Annotated in this window: 11 protein-coding genes; 8 read left to right on the top strand and 3 right to left on the bottom strand. The window is 63.7% G+C overall.

The window, feature by feature from the left end:
- Positions 1-3 precede the first annotated feature (3 nt).
- Complete coding sequence (locus FCU66_RS09955; protein ID WP_136621077.1) at positions 4-810, bottom strand: transporter substrate-binding domain-containing protein; 807 nt, start codon at positions 808-810, stop codon at positions 4-6.
- An 82-nt stretch (positions 811-892) separates the two neighbouring features.
- On the bottom strand, positions 893-1954 hold the full coding sequence (speB, locus tag FCU66_RS09950; protein WP_136621076.1) for an agmatinase: 1062 nt from the start codon (positions 1952-1954) through the stop codon (positions 893-895).
- A gap of 213 nt (positions 1955-2167) precedes the next feature.
- On the opposite strand from speB, the gene gcvA reads away from it, so the two are divergent.
- The 8 genes from gcvA (at position 2168) to FCU66_RS09910 (ending at position 10904) form a co-directional block, all read left to right on the top strand.
- On the top strand, positions 2168-3142 hold the full coding sequence (gene gcvA, locus FCU66_RS09945; RefSeq protein WP_136621075.1) for a transcriptional regulator GcvA: 975 nt from the start codon (positions 2168-2170) through the stop codon (positions 3140-3142).
- Between the two features lie 158 nt (positions 3143-3300).
- Complete coding sequence (pncB, locus tag FCU66_RS09940; protein WP_136621074.1) at positions 3301-4605, top strand: nicotinate phosphoribosyltransferase; 1305 nt, start codon at positions 3301-3303, stop codon at positions 4603-4605.
- 25 nt (positions 4606-4630) lie between these two features.
- The gene (locus FCU66_RS09935; RefSeq protein WP_246093842.1) at positions 4631-5971 is read left to right on the top strand and encodes a hypothetical protein; all 1341 of its coding nucleotides are present in this window, start codon (positions 4631-4633) and stop codon (positions 5969-5971) included.
- Between the two features lie 153 nt (positions 5972-6124).
- Entirely contained in the window at positions 6125-7429 is a 1305-nt protein-coding gene (locus tag FCU66_RS09930) for an ABC transporter substrate-binding protein (protein ID WP_136616030.1), read from the top strand.
- Positions 7430-7625: 196 nt separating this feature from the next.
- Complete coding sequence (locus FCU66_RS09925) at positions 7626-8507, top strand: branched-chain amino acid ABC transporter permease (RefSeq protein ID WP_136616031.1); 882 nt, start codon at positions 7626-7628, stop codon at positions 8505-8507.
- Positions 8504-9466 (top strand): branched-chain amino acid ABC transporter permease, encoded by a 963-nt coding sequence (locus FCU66_RS09920; protein WP_136616032.1) that lies wholly within the window; start codon positions 8504-8506, stop codon positions 9464-9466. Before FCU66_RS09925 ends, FCU66_RS09920 begins: the two co-directional genes overlap by 4 nt.
- The gene (locus FCU66_RS09915) at positions 9463-10188 is read left to right on the top strand and encodes an ABC transporter ATP-binding protein (RefSeq protein ID WP_136616033.1); all 726 of its coding nucleotides are present in this window, start codon (positions 9463-9465) and stop codon (positions 10186-10188) included. Before FCU66_RS09920 ends, FCU66_RS09915 begins: the two co-directional genes overlap by 4 nt.
- Positions 10185-10904 carry an ABC transporter ATP-binding protein gene (locus tag FCU66_RS09910; protein WP_136616034.1) on the top strand — a complete coding sequence of 240 codons (720 nt, stop codon included), beginning with the start codon at positions 10185-10187 and terminating at the stop codon, positions 10902-10904. Before FCU66_RS09915 ends, FCU66_RS09910 begins: the two co-directional genes overlap by 4 nt.
- Here FCU66_RS09910 and FCU66_RS09905 read toward each other — a convergent pair whose 3' ends face one another.
- On the bottom strand, positions 10905-12299 hold the full coding sequence (locus FCU66_RS09905; protein WP_246093841.1) for a sodium:proton antiporter: 1395 nt from the start codon (positions 12297-12299) through the stop codon (positions 10905-10907).
- Between the last annotated feature and the right edge of the window lie 207 nt (positions 12300-12506).

Genomic DNA, 12506 nt, shown 5'->3' with positions numbered 1-12506 from the left:
AACTCAATCCTTGAGGTTGTCGGGGTTGAGCGGCGTCTTCAGCCAGGCTTTCGAGCTTTCGTCCAGCTTGCCGTCCGCCAGCATCTTGGCGACGGCATCGTTGACCGCCTTCTTCAGGCTGTCCTCGTTCTTGTTGAGGCCGATATGCGAAGGCGAAGTCAGAAGCTGGAACTTCTGCTCCGGCTTCAGTACGTCCTGCTTGGCCAGCACCTGCGCGCCGACATCGTTGCCGACGACCATCAACTGGGTCTGGCCGGAGATGAAGGCCTGGATCACCGAATTGTAGTTGTCGAAGCGCTTGATGTCGGCCGAAGCGGGTGCCGCCTCGGTGAGCGAGGTGTCTTCGAGCGTGCCGCGGTTGACGGCGATCGACTTGTCGGCAAGGTCTTCCTTGCCTTTGACCGAAAGCGCTGCCGGACCGATCACGGCGATGTAGTAGGGCGCGTAGGCGGCAGCGAAATCGATGACCTGCTCGCGTTCCTTCGAATAGCCGACGCTCATCAGGATATCGACGCGGTGGTCGTTGAGGTACGGGATGCGGTTCTGGCCGGTGACCGCGACGGGATTGAGCTTCACCTTGAGCGTGTCGGCAATGTATTGCGCGACATCCATGTCATAGCCCTTGAGGCTCATGTCGGCGCTGGCCGAGGAGAAGGGTGGAAAATCGGCGAAGACGCCGACATTGATGGCGCCGGCCTTGGTGATGTCTGCCAGCGCATCGGCGCTGGCGGCCTGAATTGAAAGGCCGAAACCGGCGGTGCCAAGCATCAGCACGGCGGCGATGGATGTGAATGTCTTACGGATTGTCATTGTCATTCCCCTGTCTGGAAGCTTTGTTTGTTTGATACGGCCGCCGGCTCCAGCGCGGCGGCCGCCTTTGCTTTTCTGAACGTCAGGCTCCCTTGCCTGTTATCGCCGGGCTGAACACCATCAGGCTCAGGATCTCGAACAGCACCTGTGCGGCGGCATGCGCCGTGTTGGTGGTGGCGTCGTATTGCGGCGCCACCTCGACGACGTCGCCGCCGACGATGTTGAGGCCCTTGAGGCCGCGCAGCAGCTCGAGCACTTCGCGCGTCGTCAGCCCGCCGACTTCCGGCGTACCGGTGCCGGGCGCGAAGGCCGGATCGACGCTGTCGATATCGAAGGAGACATAGGTCGGGCCGTCGCCGACAATCTTGCGCGCCTTCTCGATGATGGCGGGAATGCCGAGACCGGTCACCTCCTCGGCATGGACCACGGTCATGCCGGACTCGTAGGTGAACTCCCACAGATACTCGGCCGAGCCGCGGATGCCGATCTGGATGGTGCGCGTCGGATCTAGCACGCCGTCAAGCACCGCGTTGCGGAACGGCCCGCCATGGTGGAATTTGGTCATGTCGAACAGGCCACTGGTGTCGCAATGGGCGTCGATATGGATCAGGCCGACCGGCGCCTTCTTGCCGACCGCCTTCAGGATCGGATGGCTGATCGAATGGTCGCCGCCGATCGAAAGCGGGATGACACCGGCATCGACGATCTGGTTGGTGCGGCGCTCGATATCGTCATGGCTGATCTCCAGCCGGTAGCGGCTGCGGAACGGCGTATCGCCGATGTCGGCAACCCTGAGCTCATGCGTCGGCGCGCATTCCAGCACGTGATTGTAGGGACCGATGCGCTCGATGGCGCGCAATGCCCTTGGCCCGAAGCGGGAGCCTGGCCGGTTGGTGACGCCGAGATCCATCGGCACGCCGATCATCGCCACCTGCAGGTCGCCGAAATCCGGATTGTCGGCTGATATTTCGCGGTAGGGCGCGGCGAGGAAGGTCGGGATGCCGGAATAGGGCGCGAGCCGCGTGCCACTCTTGGAAAAGATCTTGTCGGCGACCTTGCGGAACTTCGGGTCGAACATTTCGCCGCCATGGCTCTCGCCATATTTGCGACGCAAGGCGTCGAGCTTGCCGCGATCGTAACCCATCTGCACTCCTCCTGCCGGGCTGATGCAGTGCGACCTTTGGTGATGCCTGGCGAACCGACCGTCATCCGGCCGGGTCGCTGTCCCGCTGGCTGCCTGCAGATTTCACGTCTTGATGCTGTTCCGGGCTCAAGTGTCTGGCAGCGGCATTGAAAAATCAATTGATATTGTTACGGTGTTTTCTGTGAGAAAATCTCACAATAAACGTGGACGTTCATGGCCAAACGCCTGCCTCCCCTCAATCCGTTGCGCGCCTTCGAGGCAACGGCCCGGCATGGCTCGCTGACCAAGGCGGCCAGTGAGCTGAACGTCACGCATGGCGCCATCAGCCACCAGATCAAGGCGCTCGAGCAGTCGCTTGGCGTCAAGCTGTTCGAGCGGGCCGGCCAGCGGGTCAAGCTGACACCGCACGGCGCCGAACTGCTGCCTGCCGTATCGACCGCCTTCGATAGCATCGCCGCCGCCACCCAGCGTATGACAAGGCCGGCGAGCAGCGGCACACTTTCAGTCTCCTGCGTGCCGGCGCTGCTGTTGCTGTGGATGACACCGCGGCTCGGCAGTTTCATGGCGCAATATCCGGATATCAGGCTGACGCTTATCCCCTCCAACGACCCCAAGGATCTGCGGGCGCCCAACATCGACGTCTGCGTGCACTATGGCGACGGCAGCTGGACCGATTGCTGGATGCGCAAATGGTCGGGCCTCGAACTGTTTCCGGTGGTCAGCCCGACCTTGATCAACAACCGCCCGATCCGCAGCGTCAGGGACCTTGCCGACCATGTCTTCCTGCATGGCGACGACGGCCGCGAATGGCACACTTGGCTGGCGGCCGCCGATGCGCTGGACCTGGAGCGGGGCCGCCGCCATCATCTCGGCGATGCGCGCATGGCGACCGAGGCGGCGGTGCATGGCCATGGCGTGGCGTTGGGCGACTCCGTGACGGCAAGCGCGCTGCTGGCCAGGGGCATGTTGGTGGCGCCGTTCAGCCTCTCGGTGCCGGCGGTCGACGATTTCTATGTCGTCTGCCGCAACGAGATGCGGGCGACGCCGATCGTGCAGGTGTTCATCGACTGGCTGTTTGCCGAGAAGGCCGGGGATGACGGCCGCGCCGACGCCCCGGTGGCGGGCCGCATCGTCAGCCGCCGCAAGCGTCCGGCGCTCAGGGTCATCGGCGCCAAAACCGGGAGCTGACACCGGCCTGCGGCTTGCGGCGACTGTCGGTGATCGTCAGTCCGTGCAGGGTTTTCTTTTTGTCGGGCCAGCCTGAAACCGGGCAGCGCTTTGGCCAATTCGATGCTATGAGGCCTGTCGCGGTTGTGGATGGCAGGCAGCGAAGGCGGTGTTGAAACATGGCTAAGACCGATATTGCGCGGCGGGTCTACAACCACACCTGGAAGCTCGATCCGATCGTGCGCAGCCTGCTCGACACGGATTTCTACAAGCTTTTGATGCTGCAGATGATCTGGGGCATGTATCCCAAGGTCGACACCACTTTCTCGCTGATCAATCGCACGACTTCGGTGCGGCTGGCCGACGAGATCGATGAGGGCGAACTGCGCGAACAGCTCGACCATGCCCGCACGCTGCGCTTCTCCAAGAAGGAGATGATCTGGCTCGGCGGTAACAATTTCTACGGCCGCAAGCAGATCTTCGAGCCGGAGTTCCTCGCCTGGCTGGAAGGCTTCCGGCTGCCCAAATACGAGCTGTCGAAGCGCGACGGGCAGTATGAACTGACCTTCAGCGGGCCATGGATGTACACGACGCTGTGGGAGATCCCGGCGCTGGCGATCATCAACGAACTCCGATCTCGCGCCGCCATGCGGGCGTTCGGGCCTTTCGCACTCGACGTGCTCTATGCCCGCGCCAAGGCCAAGATGTGGGCCAAGACCGAGCGGCTGAAGGCTCTGCCCGGCATCCGCATCTCGGACTTCGGCACGCGCCGGCGGCATTCCTTCCTGTGGCAGCGCTGGTGCGTCGAAGCGCTGAAGGAAGGCATCGGCGAGGCGTTCACCGGCACCTCAAATGTGCTTCTGGCGATGGACAACGACCTCGAAGCGCTCGGCACCAACGCGCATGAACTGCCGATGGTGTTCGCCGCCCTCGCCAATTCGGAAAAAGAACTGAAACAGTCGCCCTACAAGGTGCTGCAGGACTGGCAGCGCTACTATGGCGGCAATCTGCTGATCGTGCTGCCCGACGCTTTCGGCACCGCCTCGTTCCTGCGCGACGCGCCGGACTGGGTGGCCGACTGGACGGGCTTTCGCCCCGACAGCGCGCCACCGATCGAAGGCGGCGAAAAAATCCTGTCCTGGTGGCGCGACAAGGGCAAGGATCCCAAGCAGAAACTGCTGATCTTCTCCGACGGGCTCGAGGTCGAAACGATCGAGGAGACCTACCGCCACTTCAAGGGCAAGGTGCGTATGTCCTTCGGCTGGGGCACGAACCTCACCAATGATTTCGAAGGCTGCGCGCCGACCGAAACCAACAGCCTCGACGCCATATCGCTGGTCTGCAAGGTCACCGAGGCCAATGGAAGGCCGGCGGTCAAGCTCTCCGACAATCCGGCCAAGGCGACCGGCGATGAGAACGAGATCGAGCGTTACATCAGGATTTTCGGCGAGAAGGATCGCGTGGAGCAACTGGTCAAGGTGTGAGGGGTGATGGGGGCTCTTGGATAGCGTGAGTTCCTTAGCGCCCCCCTCTGTCCTGCTCTTGCCCACCGGCTACTATCTGGTCGGCGGCGCCTTCGCCGTTGCCATCAGCTTCCTCGTCCTGGCGCTGCTGCCGGCGGAGTCACTCGATCGCTTCTGGCGTCGCCGCCTGCCGCTCTTCGCTTTCAGCGACGCCTCCCGGATAGCCATCAGCCTGATATCCTTTGCCGGCTTTGCAATCCTCATCGTCGCAGGCCTTTTCGGCAGCCGCGACCCGCTTTCCAATCCACTGCCTTTGGTAATCTGGACGCTGCTATGGGCTGGCGTCACCTTGCTGCAGGGCGTCTTCGGCGATCTCTGGTCATGGCTGAACCCCTGGGTTGGCCCGTGGCGTCTCGTCTCGCGACTGTCAGGCGGAAACAACGAAGGGGCATGGTGTCTCCCGCGATGGCTGGGCTGCTGGCCGGCTGTCATCCTGTTCTTCGCCTTTGCCTGGTTCGAACTCATCGATCCAGCGCCCGACGATCCGGCGCGGCTGGCCCTAGCCGCCGGTCTCTACTGGTTGTTCTCTTTCCTCGCCATGCTGGCGTTCGGTTATCGCGCCTGGAGCCCCAGTGGCGAATTCCTGACGGTCTTCTTCTCGATGGTGGCGCGTTTCGCCATCGTCGAGCGCAACGAAGACGGCCGGCTTGGCCTGTGCTGGCCGGGCGCCAAATTGCTGGCCGCCGCGCCATTGCCGACCAGCGGCATCGCCTTCCTGCTGCTGGCCCTGTCGTCGGTGTCCTTCGACGGCCTGTCGAAAACCTTCTTCTGGCTCGGCCTGTTCGGCATCAACCCGCTCGAATTTCCCGGCCGCACCGCGCTGATCGGCAGCGGCACTTTCGGGCTCGTCCTGACATTCGTGCTGCTGGCGGCGGTGTTCCTGCTCGCCGTCTGGCTCGGCCAGCGTCTCGCCGGTAGCGATCACACGCTCGGCCAGGCGGCTGGCCTTCTGGTCTGGTCGATCGTGCCGATCGCGCTTGCCTACCATGTCGCGCATTATCTGACGGCGCTGCTCGTCGACGGCCAGTATGCGCTTGCCGCGCTCTCCGACCCGTTCGCGCTGGGCTGGAACCTGTTCGGCACCGCCGACATCCAGATCGAAGCCGGCATCGTTGCCGGGGCGGACTCGGCGTGGTGGCTGTGGAATGTCCAGGCCGGCGCCATCATCCTTGGCCATGTGCTCGCCGTCCTCGTCGCCCATGGCTTCGCCTGGCGGCTGCATCCGCAGCCTGCCCGTGCCGCGCTCAGCCAGTTTCCGCTCACTCTGCTGATGATCGCCTATACGGTGTTCGGCCTCTGGTTGCTTGCCACGCCGACCGCCGGATGAGAAAAGGGCGGCCCCGATGTCGTTGGGGAAAGCTCGCTTGCCACATCAAGGCTTTGGTGATTTAGTTTGTACACATGCAATTTTTGCGTCCTCTGAGCGAGGATGCCGAAGCCGCCTTATCGTTGGTCAAGACTGAAAAACAGGGGAACGAACATGGCTGACAGGAACGGATTTTTCGACCTCTCCAAGACTGCCCTCACCCGCCGCACGGCGCTGAAGGGTTTGGCCGCGGGCGCGGGCCTCACTGTAGCCCCCGGCTTCGTCCGCTATTCCCAGGCGCAGAGTTCGGCGCCGATCAAGATCGGCTTCCAGTCGCACCGCACCGGCATCGGCGCCGCCTATGGCCGCTGGTACGAGAAGACGACGGCCGCCGCGGTCAAGGCGATCAATGCCGCCGGCGGCATCAATGGCCGTCAGGTCGAGGTGATCATCGAGGATGACGGCACCGATCCCGGCCGTGGCGCCGAGGTGGTCGGCAAGTTCGCCACCCAGCACAAGACCGACATCGTCTTCGGCACGCTGTTCTCGCATGTCGTCATCGGCTCGGCGCCCGCCGCCGGCGAAAACAAGATGCCCTATTTCGTTGTCAGCGAAGGCCACCACGTCGCCTCGACCAAGCTCAACCGCTATGTCTTCCAGCCCGGCATCACCGATGTGAAGAGCCAGATCCAGTCGATGGCGCCGTGGATCGCGGCCAATGCCGGCAAGAAGGTGACGCAGATCTTCCCCGATTTCGCCTTCGGCTACGACCACCGCGACTACCTGCCGCCGGCACTGAAGGCGCAAGGCGCCGAGGTCATCGCGCAGATCGCCATCCCGCCGACGGAATCGTCCTTCACCAAGTATTTCCCGCAGATTCCGGCCGAGACCGAAGTGATCTACCACGTCATGGTCGGCCCGGCCGTGCTCACCTTCGTCAAGGAGCTCGGCGAGTTCTACGGCTCCAACCGGCCGCAGCTGTTCGGCTTCATCGATTCGCTTGAAGCCACCGACATCAACAGCCCCGGGTTGGAGTTCCTCGACGGCAGCCATTTCTGGGAAGGCTCGCCGCGTTATGCACAAGCCGATGATTCCGAGGCGCAAAAGGCCTATCGTGCCGCTGTCGGCATCGACGACAATGGTGCGGCCGTCGGCGACCCCAAGGACGTCTCCACCGCCGCCCACATGTTCGGCTGCTGGGAAACGCTCTATGTCGTCAAGAAGGCGATGGAAGACGCCGGCTACAAGGGACCCGAAGACCGCGCTAAGCTGGTCGAGGCGACCGAAGCGCTGACCGCCTTCGCCGAAGGCCCCGAGCACCCTCAGGGGCCAAAGACCTTCAACGGCAAGATCCACCAGTGTTTTGGCATCCAGAACATCTCCAAGGTCGAAGGCGGCAAGCTCAAGGTCGTGCACAAGACCAAGATCGAGGACGGGCTTTACGAGGCCGAAGGGGATTATACGACGCAGGCGCTGTGAGCTTAGCTCCAGCAGCGTGAGCGCCAAGGCACCCCCCTCTGTCCTGCCGGACATCTCCCCCGCAAGGGGGGAGATCGGCAGTTCGTACGGCGGCGCCCATCTGCGAGCGTTGATGGTTGGCGAAATCAGTGACGAGATCCAATCTCCCCCCTTGCGNNAGAGGGGGGTGCCTCGCGCATCCGTCGGTGCATAGCCGATGCACTTCGGTCCCCACCTCCTCCTCGCCGCCCTCGAAGGCCTCGTCACATCAGCGGTGCTGGCGCTGACGGCGCTTGGGCTGTCGCTGGTGTTCGGCGTCATGCGGGTGGTCAATGTCGCGCATGGCGAGTTCTTCATGCTGGGCGCCGTGCTCGCCTGGGCGATCACCACCGCGATCGGCGGCCACCCGGCGCTCGGCTTCCTGGCGGCGCTGGTGATTGCGCCGCTGATCGTCGGCGCCCTTGCGCTGGTCGCCGAACGGCTGGTGCTGCGCCGGCTCAACTACAATCCGGAAGCCACCATCGTCGCCACCATCGGCATGCTCTACATCATCCAGCAGCTGGCGCTGACCTTCTACGGTCCGGAGGCGCGGCCGGTGGAGCCGCCTTTCAGCTACCGCATCCTTTTGCCGTGGTTCGGCTATTCCGGCTACAAACTGTCCGTTATCGCCGCCTCCGCCCTCCTGCTGCTGGCGACCTGGCTGGTGCTGACGCGCACCAAGATCGGCCTCGTCATGCGTGCCACGCAGTATGACAGCGAGACGGCGCAAGCCTTCGGCATTCCCGTCGGCCGCGTCTATGGCGGCGTCTTCGCGCTCGGCGCCATGCTGGCGGCCATTGCCGCGGTGCTGATCGTGCCGATCAGCCAGGCGCATTATTTGATGGGGCAGGATCCGCTGCTGCTCTCCTTCATCGTCGTCATCATCGGCGGCCTCGGCTCGCTGCGCGGCACGGTCGTCGCCGCCGTGCTGATCGGTATGTCCGACGGCATCATCTCGATGTTCTTCTCGCCGACTTTGGCCAAGATCATCGCCACGCTGCTGGTCGCCATGGTGCTGGTGTTCCGGCCGCAAGGCCTGTTCGGGACGGCATCGCGATGAGCGAAGCTTCGCCGGCAAAGGCCTATACCTTGCATCTCGGCGTCATCGCCCTGCTCTTCGTGCTGAGCTTCCTGCTGCCGGAGTATTATCACGGCCTGCTCGCCCGCATCATGGTGCTGGCGGTCTTTGCCATGGGTTACAACATGCTGTTCGGCTATGTCGGCCTGCTCAGTCTCGGCCATGCGATGTTCTTTGCCGCCGGGCTCTATGGCGCCGGCCTTGCCGTCATCCAGCTCGGCTGGAACGTCCCGCTGGCTTTCCTCGGCGGAATTGCCTGCGGCGCTGTCCTGGCACTCGGGATCGGTCTCCTGGCTCTGCGCACCACGGGCGTCGCCTTCATGATCGTCACCATGATGTTCGCCCAGGTTTTCTATCTCCTCATTCTTTATTTCGCGACGTGGACTGGCGGTGACCAGGGCATGGTCGTGCCGCAGCCGGCGCGGGTGCTCAGCTTCGGCGCGACAGCGCTCGAGCTCACCAATCCGACGGTGCGTTACATGACAGCGCTGGCGCTGTTTTCGATCGTGCTGCTCGTCACATTGGCCATTGTCCGCTCCCGATATGGCCGCGTGCTGGTCGCCATCCGCGAGAACGAGGAGCGGACGAAGATGCTGGGCTACGACACCTTCTCCAACAAGCTCGCTGCCGTCGTCATCTCCGGCACCATCTGCGCGGCGTCGGGTGCCGCCTACGCGCTGCTGTTCGGCTATGTCGGATCGAGCTTCGCTTCGGTGCAGTATTCGATCCTGCCGCTGCTGTGGGTGCTGCTGGGGGGTGCTGCCACAACGCTTGGGCCGCTGATCGGCACGCTGTTCATGTATTATGTCATCGACATCACCAGCGGCTACACCTCCGCCTATCTGCTGATCGTCGGCATCGCGCTGATCCTTTTGGTGCTGTTTTTCCCCAAAGGCATTCTGGGCAGCGTCCGCCAGCGCTGGCTCGGGTGGCTGCCATGATGCCGCTTTTGACCACCAAGGGCCTGTCGCGCAATTTTGGTGGCCTGCGCGCGGTGGACGGCGTCGATTTCGCGCTGATGCCGGGAGAGATCCGCGCCGTCATCGGCCCCAACGGGGCGGGGAAGACCACCTTCGTCAGCCTGGTCAGCGGCCGGATCCAGCCGTCATCGGGGATGATCGTCTTCGACGGCGCCGATATCACCAGCCAGCCGGCCTATATCCGGGTTCGCCAGGGCATCGCCTACACGTTCCAGATCACCAGCGTCTTTGCCAATCTCTCCGCCTACGACAATGTAGCGTTGCCGGTGCAGCGGACATTGAGCGATGGCCGCTCGAAGGGCGCGGTGCGTGCCGGGGTGATGGCAGCGCTCGAACGCACGGGCCTGGCCGACCGTGCCCACATGCCGGCCGGGCAGCTATCCTACGGCCACCAGCGCCTGCTGGAAGTGGCGATGGGCCTGGCGCTGAAGCCGCGCCTGCTGATCCTCGACGAACCGACGCAAGGCCTGGCCGACAGCGAGATCGACAATTTCATCACCCTGGTGCGCGAGATCGCCAAAAACGCCACCGTGCTCCTGATCGAGCACAACATGCCTGTCGTCATGCAGCTGGCCGACCGCATCACTGTCTTCAACGCCGGCAAGATTCTGGCCGAAGGCACGCCCGAAGCGATCCGCGAGAACGCGGCGGTGCAGGAAGCCTATCTGGGGACCGCCCCATGACTGAAGCCAAGTCTCAAGCACTCACCATCTCGGGGCTCGACTGCTTCTATGGCGAGGTCCAGGTGCTCTATGGCCTCGACCTGGTGCTGAACAAGGGCGAGGTGCTGTGCCTGTTCGGCCGCAACGGCGCCGGCAAGACGACGACGCTCAAGGCCATCATGGGGCTGGTTCCCTCAAGCGCCGGCTCGATCAGGCTCGATGGCAAGGAATTGACAGGACTGCCGGCGCACGAGGTGCCCAGGGCCGGCGTCGCCTACGTGCCGCAAGGCAGGCGGCTGTTCGCCGAGATGACGGTGGCCGAAAACATCGAGATCGGCCTGATGGCACGCGGCAAGGGCAAGGCGACGCGCGAAAACGTGCTCGACCTCTTCCCGCTGCTGCGCCAGCGGCTGCGGCAACGCTCCGGTACGCTGTCCGGCGGCGAGCAGCAGATGCTGGCGATGGCGCGCGCGCTCTGCCTCGAGCCGCAGGTGCTGCTGCTCGACGAGCCCACCGAAGGGCTGATGCCGTCGATGATCGCCAAGATCCGCGAGACGGTGTCGAAGCTGCGTGACATGGGCGTTTCGACCATCCTCGTCGAACAGCGTGTCGATGCGGTGCTTTCGGTCGCTGATCGCGTTGCCTTCATCGAAAACGGCCGCAATCGCGAGACGGTCGATGTCGAGGAATTGCGCGCCGACCCGTCGGCGGTTCGCCGTTATGTCGGCGTGGGCTGATCAGCCGAAGAACAGAAACCCGGCGACCAAAAATGTCGGGATCAGCACCAGGCCCGACCATGCCATATAGCCGAAAAAGCCCGGCATCTTCACGCCGCGATGTCGGGCGATGGCGTAGACCATGAAGTTCGGCGCATTGCCGATATAGGTGTTGGCGCCCATGAACACCGCGCCGGCCGAGATCGCCGCCAGCGTCGAGGCGGCCTCCGTCATCAGATGCCGTGGGTCGCCGCCGGCAAGCTCGAAGAACACCAGATAGGTCGGCGCATTGTCGAGGAAGGACGACAGCGCGCCGGTCAGCCAGAAATAGGCGAAATCGTTGGGCGTGCCCGAGGGCGAAGTGACGAGGGCGACCAATGGTGCCAGCGCGCCGTCATGGCCGGCCCTCAGGATGGCGATGACCGGCACGATGCAGATGAAGATGCCGGCAAACAATTTCGCCACCTCCGCTATCGGACCCCAGTTGAAGCCGTTCGCTTCCCGGTGGCTCTTGTATGAGAGCGGAAGCGATAGCAGGGCCAGCGCCAGGATGATGGCGTCGCGTACCAGATTCTGCAGTTCGAGCCTGACGCCGAAGATGGAAAAGCTCACGCCCGGCTTCCAGGTTGCCGACAGCAAGATCGCACCGATCACGCCGGCCAGCAGCGGAAGGTTGGCCAAGCCGCGCAGGCGCACCGTCTTGTCCGGCGTCGGGTCCTTGATCTTCGGCGCACCGTTTTCGCGCCGATGCAGGATGATGTCGATGCCTAAGAAGACGGCCAGCACGACACCGCCGACGAACAGCGTCTCGCGCCAGAGGTTCGTCGTCGTCCAGAAGAAGTCGACACCGCGCAGGAAGCCGACGAACAACGGCGGATCGCCAAGCGGCGTCAGCGAGCCGCCGATGTTGGACACCAGGAAAATGAAGAAGATCACGACATGGGCATTGAACGGCCTGGCGTCGTTGGCGCGGATGATCGGCCGGATCAGGATCATCGAGGCGCCGGTCGTGCCGATGACCGAAGCGAGCAGCGCGCCGACCAGCAGCAGCCCGGCATTGACCAGCGGCGTGCCGTGGATGTTGCCGGCAACGAGAATGCCGCCCGAAATGGTGAACAGCGCAAACAGCAGGATGATGAAGGACATGTATTCGGTGAGCAGCGCATGCAGCACCGCCTCGGTCGCCGATGGGACACCGAAGGCCAATGCCAGCGGCACGATCACCAGCGCCGCCCATAGGGCTGATATCTTGCCGTAGTGATGCTCCCAGAGATGAGGGAACAGCAGCGGGCCGGTGGCGATCGACAACAGCAGCCCGGCAAAGGGCAGCGCCCACCACAGCGACATCGCAGCGCCGGGCAGACCGTGTTCCTCCGCCGCGAAGGCCTGTGCCGGAAACAGCATTGCGGCAATCATTGCAGCGCATGCTGCCCACAGGGGAAAAGGCCCCCTCATCCGGCCGCTACGCGGCCACCTTCTCCCCGTTGGGGAGAAGAGACGAGCTTCGGCGCCGGCGACCTCCTCTCCCCTCGGGGAGAGGTCGGATTGCCCCGAATTGCCCTTCGCAATTCGGTTGGCAATCCGGGTGAGGGGGTTCTTGCCCAAAGGCGATAACTCTGCCTT

This window comes from Mesorhizobium norvegicum (assembly GCF_004919685.1).
Classification (GTDB): Bacteria; Pseudomonadota; Alphaproteobacteria; order Rhizobiales; family Rhizobiaceae; genus Mesorhizobium; species Mesorhizobium norvegicum.
Note: the sequence above shows the minus strand (reverse complement) of the source record. Positions and strands in the feature narration are given on the sequence as shown.